Genomic DNA, 13094 nt, shown 5'->3' on the forward strand with positions numbered 1-13094 from the left:
GCGCCCCCCGCAGGCGGCTTGACGCCGGTCAAGCCCGGCGCGGACTCAGGCGCCGGCCGGTCCTTCGAGCCACTGCGCCGCGCCGAGCGCCAGCGCGTCGTGCCAGCGCGGGGCCACCACGGTCACGCCCAGCGGCAGGCCGTCGTCGGTGGCATCCACCGGCACCTGCACGCAGGGCACGCCAAGGGCGCTCCACAGCCGGCTGAACAGCGGGTCGCCGGTGCCGGCGAGGCCTTCGGGGGCTGCGCCCGGCGCGCTGGGCGCGACCAGCACATCGACGTCGCGCATCAGCCCGGGCAGCGCCGCCCGCGCGGCGTCGAGCCGGGCGTGGGCGGCGGCGATGCGCGCCAGCGGCATCGCTGCGCCGGCGTCCAGCACCGCGCGGAAGGCCGCGCTGATGCGCTCCACGCCGCTGCGCCGCTCCGGGGCAAACGCGGCGGCGGCTTCATAGGTCATGAGGTCGCGCTGGGCCTCGGCCAGCGCCGCCCAGTCGGCCGGCAGGTCGACCGCGCTCACGGCCGCGCCGCGCGCCGCCAGGTGCTCGCCCGCCCGGGCCCAGGCGCGCCGCGCGTGTTCGTCGGCCGAGAGCCACCAGGGGGTCTGGCACAGCCCGACCCGCAGCCGCGCGGGGCGCTGCGGCGTCAGGTCCAGACCGCTCATCGCGCCCACGGCGAAGGCCGCGTCGTCCACGGCGCGGGTGAACACGCCCACCGTATCCAGGCTGGGCGATTGCAGCTTCACGCCCGTGACCGGCAGCAGCCCATAGGTGGGCTTGTAGCCCACCACGCCACAAAACGCCGCGGGCCGCACCACCGAGGCGGCGGTCTGGGTGCCGAGCGCCAGCGGCACCAGGCCGGCCGCCACCGCCGCGGCCGAGCCGCTGGAGCTGCCGCCGGGCGTGTGGGTGCGTCCGGCCGGGGCGCGCGGGTTGCGCGTGGGGCCCGGGTGCATCGCGGCGAATTCGGTGGTCACCGTCTTGCCCGCGATCAGCGCCCCGGCCGCGCGCAGCTGGCCCACGCAGGCCGCGTCCACCGCGGGCCGGTGGCCGGCGTACAGCGGCGAGCCATAGGCGGTGGGCCAGTCGGCGGTGTCGATCAGGTCCTTGACGCCCACCGGCACGCCGTGCAGCGCGCCCCGCACCGGGCCGGCGTCCAGCGCGCGCGCGGCCGCGGTCAGCGCCGTCGCGTCAAAGGCCGCCCAGGCCCGCAGCGTCGGCTCGTGCGCCGCCACGCGGGCCGCGCAGGCAGCGGCCAGCGCCTCGGCCGACCACTCCCGACGCGCCAGCCGCGCGGCCAGCGCGCGCAGCGGCAGGTCCAGCGCGGCGTCGGCGCCGAGGCTCACACGCGCTCCAGCACCACCGCGATGCCCTGGCCCACGCCGATGCACATGGTGCACAGCGCGTAGCGGCCGCCGGTGGCATGCAGGCGGTTGACAGCGGTCGTGGCCAGGCGCGCGCCGCTGGCGCCCAGCGGGTGGCCCAGCGCGATGGCGCCGCCCCAGGCGTTCACGCGCTCGTCGTCGTCGGCCAGGCCCAGCATCCGCAGCACGGCGATGCCCTGCGCGGCGAAGGCTTCGTTGAGTTCGATCACGTCGATCTGCGCCAGCGACAGGCCGGTGAGCGCCAGCACCTTCTCGGTGGCCGGCGCCGGGCCGATGCCCATCACCCGCGGCGGCACGCCGGCGGTTGCCATGCCGACCACGCGCGCCTTGGGGGCGAGACCGTGTTTCGCGGCGCTGGCTTCGTCGGCCAGCAGCAGCGCGCAGGCCCCGTCGTTCACGCCGCTGGCGTTGCCGGCGGTGACCGTGCCGTCCGGCCGGACCACGCCCTTGAGCTTGGCCAGCGCTTCCAGGCTGGTCTCGCGCGGGTGCTCGTCCACGCTGACCACCACCGGATCGCCCTTCTTCTGCGGGATGGTCACCGGCGTGATCTCGCGCGCGAGGTGGCCGGCCTGCTGCGCCGCCACCGCCTTGCGCTGGCTGGCCAGGGCCATGCGGTCCTGCGCCTCGCGCTCGATGCGGTAATCGGTGGCCACGTTCTCCGCGGTCTCCGGCATCGAGTCCACGCCGTACTTTTCCTTCATCAGCTTGTTGATGAAGCGCCAGCCGATGGTGGTGTCGTACACCGCGTTGGCGCGCGAGAACGCGCTCTCGGCCTTGGGCATCACGAACGGCGCGCGGCTCATGCTCTCCACGCCGCCGGCGATCATCAGCCCGGCCTCGCCCGATTTGATGGCCCGCGCGGCGGTGCCCACGGCGTCAAGACCGGAGCCGCACAGGCGGTTGATGGTGGCGCCGGGCACTTCCAGCGGCAGGCCCGCCAGCAGGCTGGCCATGTGGGCCACGTTGCGGTTGTCTTCACCCGCCTGGTTGGCGCAGCCGAAGATGACGTCGGTCACCGCGGCCCAGTCGACGCCGGGGTTGCGGGCCATCAGCGCCTTCAGCGGAATCGCGCCCAGGTCGTCGGTGCGCACGCTGGACAGCGCGCCGCCGTAGCGGCCGATGGGGGTGCGGATGGCGTCGCAGATGAAGGCGTGGCGGGTCATGGGGTCTCCTCGGGTGGTTGTGTGGGGATGCGCGGCTGGGGTTCGCCGGTTCAACTAATAAGTGTACTGTTCATTTTCTGACCCGTGCCGGACCGGCTGACGGCGCGGCGACCTGCGGCTCAGCGGGGGTACACGCAGCGCAGCCCGATGTAGACCGCGTAGAAGCCCTGGGGCTTCCACGCGTTGACGCCGGCCTGCATTTGCGAGGCACCGTACCACCAGGAGCCGCCCATGGTGCGCCGCTCGGTGTCCGGGCCACTGCCGCGCGCGTCGCTGGCCCACTCCCACACGTTGGCGCCCATGTCCTGCAGGCCGTTGACACCGGCGGGCGTGGCGCCGGCGGGGCTGGCGCTGGGCCAGGGGTCGCTGGCGCTGGTGTTGGCGCCCGCGGGCGCGGCGCCGGTGGGGTAGGCGTAGGTGGTGCCGCGCTGCAGCGGGGCGGGCGGCTGGGCGCGTTGCTCGGTGTAGGCGGCGGCGTCCCACTCGGCGGCGGTGGGCAGGCGTCCGCCCGCCCAGCGGCAGTAGGCGGCGGCTTCGTCGAAGCTGAGGTGCACCGCCGGCAGGCGGTCGCTGGCGGGCGCACGGCCTTCGGGCGTGCGCCAGGTCCAGCCGGCGCGGCGCGTCCAGCCGCCCGCGTATTCGAAGCCCCCGCCCTCGCGCTCGGCGCGGCTGACGAAGCCGGTGGCCTGCGCAAAGCGGGCGAACGCGGCGATGGTGACTTCGTGGCGGTCCCAGTCGAGCGCGCCGATGCGCTCGCGCGGCGGGGCTTCGGCCTGGGCGGCGGTGGCAAACAGGGCGGCAGCGGTCAGGGCGAGCGTGCGGCGGCGCATGGTGGTGGGCGGCTGATGGGTGGGTGGTGAGGGGACGGTGAGGTGGGGGTTGGAGCGGGGCGTGTCGCGCGGGTTCCGGCGGGTGGCTCAGCCGGCGGCCGGCAGCAGCGCCGGCCACACGGTGGTGAGCGCCCATCCGGCTGCGGCGCTGGCGGCCAGCAGCGGGATGACGCCGACGCGCCCGCGGAACAGCGCCAGCGCGGCGATCACCGCCAAGCCGGCGGCCACGGCGTCGAAGGGGCCGTCGAGACCCCGCGGCCAGACCACGTGGCTGGCGAAGAACAGCGCGAGGTTGAGCACCACGCCGACCACCGCGGCGGTGATCGCGGTCAGCGGCGCGGTGAAGCCCAGGCGCCCGTGGGTGGCCTCGACCAGCGGACCGCCGGCGAGGATGAACACGAAGGACGGCAGGAAGGTGACCAGCGTGACGAGCAGCGCGGCGAGCGCGCCGCCGGCGAGCAGCGCGTCCGGGCCGAGGATCGCGTGCTGCCAGCCGCCGAGAAAGGCCACGAAGGCCACCACCATGATCAGCGGGCCGGGCGTGGTTTCGCCCAGGGCCAGGCCGTCGATCATCTGCGGCCCGCTGAGCCAGCCGTGGGTGTCGACCGCGCCCTGCACGACGTAGGGCAGCACCGCGTAAGCGCCGCCGAAGGTGACCAGCGCCGCCTGGCTGAAGAACAGGCCCATGCGCGTGAGCGTGGCGTCCCAGCCGAAGGCGGCGACCACCGCGCCCAGGAGGGTGGCCCAGAGCGCCAGGCCGGCGCCGACCACGCGCGCCAGCCGGGCGCGGCTGAAACGGGCGTGGGCCGGGGTGGGCGTGTCGTCGTCGATGACGGCCGGCGCCTGCGCCAGGCCGCGGGTGGCGTGGCCGCCGGCGGGCTCGAACACCGCGGGCGCCACCCGCGCGCCCACCGCACCGATGAGCGCCGCGGCCAGCACGATGGCCGGGAAGGGCGCGTCAAACACCGCCAGCGCCACAAACGCGGCGGCGGCGAGGGCCACCATCCAGCGGTTGCGCAGCGCGCGCGTGCCGATGCGGTGGGCGGCGTGCAGCACGATGGCCGTGACCGCTGGCTTCAGCCCGTAGAACAGCCCCGCCACCGCCGGCACCTGCCCGAAGCGCAGGTACACCCAGCTCAGCCCGATCATGAGCAGCAGCGAAGGCAGCACGAACAGCACCCCGGCGATCAGGCCACCGGCGGTGCGGTGCAGCAGCCAGCCCAGGTAGGTGGCGAGCTGCTGCGCCTCCGGGCCGGGCAGCAGCATGCAGTAGTTCAGCGCGTGCAGAAAACGGCGCTCGCTGATCCAGCGGCGGCGCTCCACCAGCTCGGTGTGCATCAGCGCGATCTGGCCGGCCGGGCCGCCGAAACTCACGAAGCCGAGCTTGAGCCAGAAGCGGAAGGCTTCGGCGCGGGTGGGCGCGGGCGGCGCAGCGGGAGGGGAAGCGGGGGCGGATGCCTGCGGGTCGGCCATGCGCCGGATGGTAGGCCAGCCGGGTGACTCAGCGTGCGCCGGGGGTGACGAAGGCCATGACCAGCATCAGCAGGCTGATCGCCACCAGCCAGCCGGCGACGATGCGCACACCGATGCCCACGCTGCGCGCCAGACCGCTGCGGCCGAGGGTGTCGATCCAGAACCCGAGCTGACCGACCAGCAGCAGGGCGCCCACCGCGCTGCCGCCGATGGCGAGGAAGCGGTTCCAGGGGGTGAAGGCCGGATCGCCCGACCCGAGCCCCACCGCCAGCCCCACGGCCGCGGCCAGCGCCGCGCTGAAGGCCGAGCCCGGCACCGCCGCGCCCGGGCGCAGCGCGGCCACCAGCGCCGCCGCCAGCAGCGACAGCGCCAGCAGCCAGCGGTCGGTGCCCGGGTCGCCCAGCGGCAGGGACAGCGCCCCGCCCACCGCCAGGGCCACGGCGAGCGCGGTCACGGCGCCATCCTTGTGGGACTCCTCGGTGCGGCCGAGGTACAGGCCCAGACCCAGCAGCGCCAGCAGGTGGGCCGGCGCCAGCAGCGGGTGCAGCAGCCCGGCGTAGAAGGGCGTGGCGCCCGGGATCTCGCCGTGGGCCAAGGCCACCGCGGGGCACGCCGCCGCGGCGGCCCCGATCCAGCGCAGCGCTCGCGTGCCGCTCACAGCAGGCCGGTGAGGAAGCCCAGCCCCGCCAGCGCGATCACCGCGCCGGTGCCGCGCACCGCGGCCACGCCGGCCGGCCAGCGCACGGCCATGCCCAGCACGATGCCGCCGAGGTGGAGCAGACCGGTGGCGATCATGAAGCCGACCGTGTACATCACCGGGTTGGCCGCCTCGGGCAGCTCGGTGCCGTGGGCGTAGCCGTGGAAGATGGCAAACGCACCCACCACCACCGCGGCCAGCCACAACGGCGGCTTGGTGCCCAGCGCGATCATGGCGCCGATCACCAGCGCCGAGGCCGCGATGCCCGGCTCGATCAGCGGCACCGGCACCCCGAGCAGGCCCAGCACCCCGCCCAGCGCCATCACCGCCGGAAACACGACCGGCAGCGTCCAGACCGCGCGCTCGCCCATGAAGGCGCCCCACAAGCCCACGGCCACCATGGCCACCACGTGGTCCCAGCCAACGATGGGGTGCACAAAGCCGCTGGCGAAGCCACCGGCGAGGTTGGCCGCGTCGGCGTGGGCGTGGGCCAGCGGGGTGGCCAGCAGCAGCGGCAGGCAGGCGAGCAGGGCGAAAACGGCGGCGGGGCGGCGGTCAGGGCGCATGGGGGTCTCCGGGAAAAAGGAAACTAAAGGGAATCAATGGGTCGCCGAGCGGCGGGGGACAAGGGAGGCTGATCTTGGCAGGGTACGCGCGCGGCGGCGGCTTGGATGCAGGGCCTCATGAGACGACCCCCAGCCGCTGGAGCAGCCACACGCTGCCCACGGCGGCGATCACCAGCGAGCCGATGCCCACCACGCCCCAGCGGTAGAAGCGCGTGTGGCGCAGCCACCAGGCCAGCGGGATGAAGGCCGCCACGATGGCCAGCTGCCCCGCCTCCACGCCGAGGTTGAAGCCGCCGAGGGCGATCGCCAGCTGGGCGCGGGGCAGGTTCAGATCGAGCAGCGCGGTGGCGAAGCCGAAGCCGTGGATCAGGCCGAACACGAAGGCCAGTCGCCAGCGGTCCAGCGCGAACCAGCCCAGCAGGTTGTTCAGCGCCGCCAGTACCACCGACAGGGCCACCAGCGTTTCCACGATCGCGCGCGGCGGCTCCACCACGCGGAACAGCGCCAGCGCCAGCGTGAGGCTGTGGGCCACCGTGAAGGCCGTCACCACGGTGAACACGTCCCACAGCGCGGGGCGCAGCGCGGGCCGTGCCGCCCAGCGCCCCACCCAGCCGCGCTCGCGCTGCAGCGGCGTCAGCAGCAGCAGACCGAGCAGGAACAGGATGTGGTCCAGCCCGATCCAGATGTGCCACACGCCCTCGACCACGTAGCGCCGCAACACCGGCCACGCGCCGGGCGCGGCGGCCAGCAGGGCGGCTTCGGGCTGGTCGGGGCTGAACAGGGCGCTGGCTTGCTGGCCCGCCCAGTCCAGCCGCAGCAGGCCGCGGTGCAGGTTGTCCTGATCGAACAGCAGCGTGTAGCGCAGCGTCAACCCGTCCAGCCGGTCTTGCGGGCAGTCCAGGTCGAAGGCGGTGCTCAGGTACAGCCCGTCGCCGCGTTCGCTGGCCAGCAGGTCGCGCGGGCGCAGGGTGCAGGCGCCGCTGTCGCTGCGCGCGGCGAGGCCCTGGCGCTGCCAGTCGATCAGGGTGTCGCGCTGGGCCAGCGTCTCGCCCCAGGTGACCTGCCCGTCGCGGTTGGCGTCGAGGTCGATGCGCAGGTCCACGTCGCGCAGGTGGATGTCCACCCGCAGCACCGGTCGGCCGTCCTGGGCCTCCAGCGCGAGGTAGCTGTTGCTGCTGGAGTGGGCCAGCGCGCCGGTGGCCGCCACGACCAGCCAGGCCGCGGCCAGCGCGCGGGTGACGTGGGCAACGCGGGCTCGCCAGCCGGTCATGAGCCGCTCCCGGCGCGCAGCCGCTCGGCCAGCGGGGCGAGCAGCGGGTCGGTGTAGCCGGTGGCACGCATCCACTCGAGCACCGGCCGGCCGGCCTGCGGGCGCTTGAGCGAGAGCGCGGCCTCGGCCAGCAGCACCGCGTCGGCCGGCTCCTGTTGCTCGGCCCAGCTGGCCTCGGCCAGCGCCAGCCCGCGGGCCACGTCGCGGCCGGCGCGGATCAGGAACATCAGCTGCGAGCGTTCGATCAGCGTGTCGCCGCGGCGGTCGCTGGCGTCCAGACGCTGCGCAATCTGGGCCTGCCAGGTGGCGGCCCGCGGGTCGCCCAGCGCCCGCGCGGCGATCAGGGCCTGCACCAGCAGCGAGTCGCTGGGCAGCGCGTCGACCGTGCTGACCGCCAGCGCCTCGGCCGCGCGGCCGGTGGCGTTGAGCCACTCGGCCAGCGACAGGCGCACCAGGTGCGCCCGCGGACGCCGCTGCAGGTGCGCGCGCCACACCGCCAGCGCCTCGTCCACGCGGCCCGCCGCGGCCAGCGTCATGCCCTGGTGGTAGCGCAGCCAGTCCTGCGTGAGGCCGCCCTGGTAATCGGGCAGCGCCACCAGCCGCGCCCAGCGCGGCACGGCCTCGGCGGCGCGGCCGGTGCGGTAGGCCAGCGTGGCTTCGCAGGCGCTGCCTTCGTCGGCGCCCAGGCGCTGCGTGATGGCGGCGCAGTCGGCCCGGGCACGGTCGAGCTGGGTGGTCAGCAGGTGCAGCGAGAAGCGCCACGACCAGTATTCCGCCGGCGCCGGGTCCAGGGCGATCGCGGCATCGAGGTCGCGCAGCCCGCCGGCGAAGTCGTGAAAGCCCTGGCGCACCAGCGCGCGCAGGTAGTGGCCCTCGGCGCTCAGGCGGGGCGCGTCCCACCACGGCTGGATCGCCGCCTTGGCCGCGCCGTACCAGCGCAGATCGCCCTCGCTCAGGCCCAGCACAAACACCGCCCGCGCATAGCGCAGCGCGGTGGCTTCGTCGCGCGGGTTGGCCCGCCAGGCGCGCTCGGCCGCCCGCATCTCGGCGCCGCCGGCCGCCGCAAACACCGACTGCGGCACCACCACCTGGGCCGGCGGGGGCGAAAACCGGGCCTGCGCGCTGGCTCCGCCCGCCAGCAGCGTGACAAATACCGCGCTAACTGCCCGGTTCAGGGATAAACCCAAGGGTTTTCCCTTGAATCCAAAACAATCCAGAGCAATTTTCACGGTTAACTCGGCGTTAACAAACACGGGTCGGTATTGGGCAGAGAATAGCGCCTGCAGATTCGGGAATTCGCCCATTCTGCAATGTTCGAGACAACGTTGTTTTACCCGAGGACAATCCCATGAAACTGCTGATCTCCGCTATCGTCGCCGCCTTCGCCCTGGCCTCCGCCCCCGCCTTCGCCGCTGCCCACGCCGGCGGCAAGATGGACGAGAAGGTGGATTGCTCGAAGAAAGAGAACGCCGACAAGGAAGCCTGCAAGAAGAAGTAATTCTTCGATCCGGCGAGTTGCAATAAAAAGCCCGCGCGAGCGGGCTTTTTTATTTCCCATCAACGGGGGACACCGATGGCCGGGCAACGACCGGGAGCGATGGCCGCCCACGGGCTTCAGCGCCGCCGCGGCATGCGCCACGGGAGCATGGCCTGCACCACCGGCGAGACCAGCCGGGGCACGTGCAGCGTTTCGTGAAAGGCCAGGCTGTCTTCCCCCAGGACGCGGTGGTGCACGGTGGCGCGCTGGTAGAAGGGCGTGTCTTCGAGCGACTCGTGCACGCGCGGGGCGTGTTCGCTGCGCAGGCGGCGGTCGAGGCGCCAGGCCGTGCGCGGCAGGCGGTGGATGGGGGGCGCGTCGAACGGCTCGACGCCGCCGTCCGGGCGGAAACGCAAGGCCAGCAGCCGCTCGTGCGCCTGGCCGGGCTCCACGTCGTAGATCACGGCCGTGCTGCCGTCGGCCAGCGGGCTGCGCGACCAGTCCCACTCGGTGAAGGCGCGCTCCAGCGGCTCGTCGCCCTCGTTGCTGTCGAGGTAGGCCGTGCCCTGCCATTGCTGGGCGGGCGAACCCAGGCTCACGGTCACCCGCGCCCGCGGCGCCAGCGGGCCCCAGCGGTGACGGCCGGCCGCGTCCAGCGGGGTGCTGAAAGTGAACAGCTGCTGCGGGTGGATGACCACCCGGCCGCGCACGCGGTGCGGGATCGGCACACCCACTTCATTGATGTCGATGATCAGCGCGTCGCCATCCCAGCGCAGGTGACTGGGCCCGATGACGAAGTCGGTGCGGCTGCGGGCGTTGTGGCGCCGGCCGCGCTCGGTCATGGTCCAGCGCCGGGCGTGGCGGCTGTAGAGCGCCACGTTGAGGGCACAAAACGCCTCCGGGTCGGTCGTGGCGCCGCCGCGGCGCGCCCAGGCGTAATAGGGTGAAAAGACGCTGCCGACGAAGGCGATGATCGTCAGGCCGAACTGGCCGTCGTCGCTCAGCGCATCGACGTACCACCAGAGGTAGCCACCCGGGGGGACCGGCTGGTCGAAGCGAGGCTCGCCAGCACGGCCTCGGCCGCCCGCTGGCCGGACAGCGCCGCCATCGGCACCCCCGGTCCCGGGTGCACACTGCCCCCCGCCAGAAACAGGCCCGGCACCGGCGTGTTCGCGCCCGGTCGCTGGAACGGCGACATCCAGCCGTGGGTCGCCTGCCCGTAGAGCGCTCCACCCGTGGCCGGGAAGAGGCGGTGGAAATCCGCCGGCGTCGTGCGCACCGCGGGGGGATTCGCGTGGCGGATCTTCAGACCGCAGCGGCGCAGCAATTGAAAACTGGTGGTCTCGCATTCGTCGATCGCCTCCGGCGTGAGTGAGGGCCCGTCGCCGACGGCGGGCGCGTTGACGAGGCACAGCAGCCGCTCCGCGCCCTCGGGCGTGGGCAGGCCGGCGCCACGGTCCTGCGCGCAGACGTACACCGTGGGGCGCGAGGGCAGGCGGCCGTGGCCGAAGATGTCCTGGAACTCGGTGGCGTAGTCGCTGTGGAAGAAGACGTTGTGGCGGTCCAGCGGCAGGCCGCGGGTGGGCGCGTGCACCGACCAGGTGACGGCCGACAGCGAGCGCGGCGGCGCCCGCGACGGCACCGCGTGCTGCACGGGTTGACCGAGCAGGCCACCGCGCAGGGCGGCGGCGTCGCCGTTGAACACCACGCGCTCGGCCGGCAGGCGCTCGCCCTGCGCCAGCAACACGCCGCTGACCCGCCCGCGTGTGAGCTCGATGCGCTCGCAGCGCTGGCCGTAGCGGAAGCGGGCGCCGCGCGCGCGGGCCAGGCGCTCCAGGGCGCGGGCCAGGGCGTGCATGCCACCGTCGACCGACCACACGCCGTCGAGCTCGACCTGCGCGATCAGCATCAGCGTGGCCGGCGCTTGCCACGGCGAGGAGCCGGTGTAGGTGGCGTAGCGGGCGAACAGCTGGCGCAGGCGCGGATCGCGGAAATGGCGGCCCAGGCTGCTCCAGAGGCTGCTCATCGGCCCCAGCCCGGCCAGCACGCCCATCCCGCGCCAGCCCAGCGACAGGCCCAGACCGGCCATCGTGGGGCGCGGGCCGTCCATGTAAGGGCCTTGCAGCGTGCGGTAGACCTCGCGCGCCTGCCGGCAGAAGGCCTCGAAGCGGCGCGCTTCGTCGCCGCCGGCGAAGTTCGCCACCGCCTGCGCCGAGCGTTCGGCGTCGGCGTAGAGGTCGAGCGTGCCGCCTTCGGCCCACCAGTGGCGCGCGAGCACCGGCAGCGGGTTCAGCCGCAGCTCGGATTCGAGCCGGGTGCCCACCGTGTCGAACAGGCTGTCGAACACGCCGCGCAGCGTGAAGACGGTGGGGCCGCTGTCGATGGGGGCGCCGTCCACCTCGATCTGTCGCAGCTTGCCGCCGGGTGTGGCCGCGGCCTCGACCACGGTCACGTCCAGCCCGGCGTGGGCCAGTCTCAGGGCGGTGACGAGGCCGCCGATGCCGGCGCCCACGACGACCACGCGTTCGGTGTCAGTCATGGCGGACTCCGGTGGGTTGGGGCAGGGTGTGCGGCGCGGGCCACTGGCCTTCCTGGTGAAGCACCCGAAAGCGCGCGAACAGCGACTCGGCGAAATACTGTTGCCGGTGGGCGGCCTCGATCGCCGCGCGGTGCGCGCCGGCGTGGGCATAGGCGAGCATGGCGGGCGTGTCGTCCCACACGCTGAACGTGCACTGGCGCACCAGCGGCGCTTCGCCCAGGCCCATCGCCAGGCGGCAGCCCGGCGCGGTGAGCATGGCGTTCTGCGCCGGCGGCGCGTTGCGCCAGAACGCCATGGCCTTGGCCGGGCGGATGCTGGCCCGGGTGAGCACGGCCAGCGGGCGGGGATCACCGTCGTCGTCGTTGGCGGCGGGCTCCCATGCGCCGAGCTGGTCGGCCGAGGTCGGTCCCCAGGCCTGCCCGTCCCATTGACCGCGCGCCGACACCACCTCCAGCACCCCGCGCCAACAGTCCCCGGCCCGTTCGCGCATGGCGGCCACGGTGTCGCCCTGCAGGAAGGCCGTGGCCTGGTCGGCGTGGTCGAACAGGGCGATCAGGCCCTGGTGGGTCGCGCTGGGTCGCAGGCCGAAGCCGCCGCCGTGGCCGCTGCCCATCACCTTGGCGAAGGCCAGACCCGGCACATCGCGCAACGCGCCCGGGCCCTGCATCAGGCGCATCCAGCCCCAGCCCTGGTGGGGGCGCAGGTAGTTCACCAGCACCACCACGACCACCCCGGAGAGGGTGACGATGTCTGGGGCGACGGCGTTCATGTCAGACCGCCAGATCGGCGGGCAGCCGAAAACTGACGTCCTCGCGCACGCCGCCCAGGTGGGTGACCGCGCGGGCGCCGCGCGCGCACAGGGCGTCGATCACCTGCTCGACCAACAGCTCCGGCGTGGAGGCGCCGGAGGTGATGCCCACGCGCCGGGCGCCGAGCAGCCAGTCGTGGTCGATCTCGGTGGCGTCCTGCACCAGCCGGGCCGGCACGCCGGCGCGCTCGGCCACCTCGCGCAGGCGGTTGCTGTTGCTGCTGTTGCGAGCGCCCACCACCAGCACCCGGTCGACCTCGCGGGCCAGCGCGTGGACCGCGTTCTGGCGGTTCTGGGTGGCGTAGCAGATGTCGTCGGTGTCGGGGCCGGCGAGGTCCGGGAACCGGGCCTGCAGCGCGGCGATGGTCTCGCGCGCGTCGTCCAGGCTGAGGGTGGTCTGTGTCACGTACGCCGCGGGGGCGGACACCGGCAGGTCGAGGCTGGCCACCTCGGCCGCCGCAGCGACCAGGGCCACCGGCGCGTGGACCCGCCCGGTCGTGCCCACCACCTCCTCGTGGCCGGCGTGGCCGATCATGATCAGGCGCCGTCCCTGGCGCGCAAAGCGCTGCGCCTGCTGGTGCACCTTGCTCACCAGCGGGCAGGTCGCGTCGATGGCGCGCAGGCCGCGCTGGCCGGCCTCGTCCACCACCGCCTGGGCCACGCCGTGGGCGCTGAACACCACCACCGCGCCGGCCGGCACCGCCGACAGGGTTTCGACGAACACCGCACCGCGCTGGCGCAGGTCATCGACCACCCACTGGTTGTGGACGATCTCGTGGAAAACGTAGACCGGCGCGCCGTGACGCGCCAAGGCCCGCTCCACCGTGTCGATGGCGCGGGTCACCCCGGCACAGAAACCGCGGGGCTGGGCCAGGACCAGTTCCATCGAAC

General features: G+C 74.0%; 13 protein-coding genes. 1 reads left to right on the top strand and 12 read right to left on the bottom strand.

Features of this window, described 5'->3' with window-relative positions:
• Positions 1 to 45: 45 nt before the first annotated feature.
• The 8 genes from AC2D80_RS04960 to AC2D80_RS04995 all read right to left on the bottom strand — a co-directional run bounded on the left by AC2D80_RS04960 (position 46) and on the right by AC2D80_RS04995 (position 8566).
• Entirely contained in the window at positions 46 to 1341 is a 1296-nt protein-coding gene (locus AC2D80_RS04960) for an amidase (protein WP_484631867.1), read from the bottom strand.
• The gene (pcaF, locus tag AC2D80_RS04965; protein WP_484631868.1) at positions 1338 to 2543 is read right to left on the bottom strand and encodes a 3-oxoadipyl-CoA thiolase; all 1206 of its coding nucleotides are present in this window, start codon (positions 2541 to 2543) and stop codon (positions 1338 to 1340) included. The genes AC2D80_RS04960 and pcaF overlap by 4 nt, the downstream gene beginning before the upstream one ends.
• Positions 2544 to 2662: 119 nt before the next feature.
• Positions 2663 to 3373, bottom strand: a complete 711-nt coding sequence (locus AC2D80_RS04970) for a formylglycine-generating enzyme family protein (RefSeq protein WP_484631869.1) — start codon at positions 3371 to 3373, stop codon at positions 2663 to 2665.
• Positions 3374 to 3460: 87 nt separating this feature from the next.
• A complete protein-coding gene (gene chrA, locus AC2D80_RS04975; RefSeq protein WP_484631870.1) occupies positions 3461 to 4846 on the bottom strand; it encodes a chromate efflux transporter in 1386 nt (461 codons plus the stop codon).
• Positions 4847 to 4874: 28 nt separating this feature from the next.
• The gene (locus AC2D80_RS04980; RefSeq protein WP_484631871.1) at positions 4875 to 5504 is read right to left on the bottom strand and encodes a HupE/UreJ family protein; all 630 of its coding nucleotides are present in this window, start codon (positions 5502 to 5504) and stop codon (positions 4875 to 4877) included.
• Positions 5501 to 6109, bottom strand: coding sequence for a HupE/UreJ family protein (locus AC2D80_RS04985; protein ID WP_484631872.1), 609 nt, complete (start codon positions 6107 to 6109; stop codon positions 5501 to 5503). Before AC2D80_RS04985 ends, AC2D80_RS04980 begins: the two co-directional genes overlap by 4 nt.
• 115 nt (positions 6110 to 6224) lie before the next feature.
• Positions 6225 to 7379 carry a HupE/UreJ family protein gene (locus AC2D80_RS04990; RefSeq protein ID WP_484631873.1) on the bottom strand — a complete coding sequence of 385 codons (1155 nt, stop codon included), beginning with the start codon at positions 7377 to 7379 and terminating at the stop codon, positions 6225 to 6227.
• Positions 7376 to 8566 carry a tetratricopeptide repeat protein gene (locus AC2D80_RS04995; protein ID WP_484631874.1) on the bottom strand — a complete coding sequence of 397 codons (1191 nt, stop codon included), beginning with the start codon at positions 8564 to 8566 and terminating at the stop codon, positions 7376 to 7378. Before AC2D80_RS04995 ends, AC2D80_RS04990 begins: the two co-directional genes overlap by 4 nt.
• Before the next feature lie 161 nt (positions 8567 to 8727).
• On the opposite strand from AC2D80_RS04995, the gene AC2D80_RS05000 reads away from it, so the two are divergent.
• Positions 8728 to 8877 carry a hypothetical protein gene (locus AC2D80_RS05000; protein ID WP_484631875.1) on the top strand — a complete coding sequence of 50 codons (150 nt, stop codon included), beginning with the start codon at positions 8728 to 8730 and terminating at the stop codon, positions 8875 to 8877.
• 116 nt (positions 8878 to 8993) lie between these two features.
• On the opposite strand, the gene AC2D80_RS05005 is transcribed toward AC2D80_RS05000, so the two are convergent.
• The 4 genes from AC2D80_RS05005 to ispH all read right to left on the bottom strand — a co-directional run bounded on the left by AC2D80_RS05005 (position 8994) and on the right by ispH (position 13089).
• Positions 8994 to 9734: a carotenoid 1,2-hydratase gene (locus AC2D80_RS05005; protein WP_484631876.1), complete on the bottom strand. Its 741-nt coding sequence runs from the start codon at positions 9732 to 9734 to the stop codon at positions 8994 to 8996.
• 122 nt (positions 9735 to 9856) lie between these two features.
• Positions 9857 to 11395 carry a 1-hydroxycarotenoid 3,4-desaturase CrtD gene (gene crtD, locus AC2D80_RS05010; protein WP_484631877.1) on the bottom strand — a complete coding sequence of 513 codons (1539 nt, stop codon included), beginning with the start codon at positions 11393 to 11395 and terminating at the stop codon, positions 9857 to 9859.
• Positions 11388 to 12164 carry a hypothetical protein gene (locus tag AC2D80_RS05015; RefSeq protein WP_484631878.1) on the bottom strand — a complete coding sequence of 259 codons (777 nt, stop codon included), beginning with the start codon at positions 12162 to 12164 and terminating at the stop codon, positions 11388 to 11390. The genes crtD and AC2D80_RS05015 overlap by 8 nt, the downstream gene beginning before the upstream one ends.
• 1 nt (position 12165) lies before the next feature.
• Positions 12166 to 13089 carry a 4-hydroxy-3-methylbut-2-enyl diphosphate reductase gene (gene ispH, locus AC2D80_RS05020; protein ID WP_484631879.1) on the bottom strand — a complete coding sequence of 308 codons (924 nt, stop codon included), beginning with the start codon at positions 13087 to 13089 and terminating at the stop codon, positions 12166 to 12168.
• Positions 13090 to 13094: the final 5 nt, after the last annotated feature.

This window comes from Hydrogenophaga sp. T66 (assembly GCF_057219855.1).

Excerpts from the sequence above, each read along its gene's own strand:
- pcaF (WP_484631868.1), bottom strand. The coding sequence starts at position 2,543 with ATGACCCGCCACGCCTTCATCTGCGACGCCATCCGCACCCCCATCGGC.
- AC2D80_RS04970 (WP_484631869.1), bottom strand. The coding sequence starts at position 3,373 with ATGCGCCGCCGCACGCTCGCCCTGACCGCTGCCGCCCTGTTTGCCACC.
- chrA (WP_484631870.1), bottom strand. The coding sequence starts at position 4,846 with ATGGCCGACCCGCAGGCATCCGCCCCCGCTTCCCCTCCCGCTGCGCCG.
- AC2D80_RS04985 (WP_484631872.1), bottom strand. The coding sequence starts at position 6,109 with ATGCGCCCTGACCGCCGCCCCGCCGCCGTTTTCGCCCTGCTCGCCTGC.
- AC2D80_RS04990 (WP_484631873.1), bottom strand. The coding sequence starts at position 7,379 with ATGACCGGCTGGCGAGCCCGCGTTGCCCACGTCACCCGCGCGCTGGCC.
- AC2D80_RS05000 (WP_484631875.1), top strand. The coding sequence starts at position 8,728 with ATGAAACTGCTGATCTCCGCTATCGTCGCCGCCTTCGCCCTGGCCTCC.
- crtD (WP_484631877.1), bottom strand. The coding sequence starts at position 11,395 with ATGACTGACACCGAACGCGTGGTCGTCGTGGGCGCCGGCATCGGCGGC.
- AC2D80_RS05015 (WP_484631878.1), bottom strand. The coding sequence starts at position 12,164 with ATGAACGCCGTCGCCCCAGACATCGTCACCCTCTCCGGGGTGGTCGTG.
- ispH (WP_484631879.1), bottom strand. The coding sequence starts at position 13,089 with ATGGAACTGGTCCTGGCCCAGCCCCGCGGTTTCTGTGCCGGGGTGACC.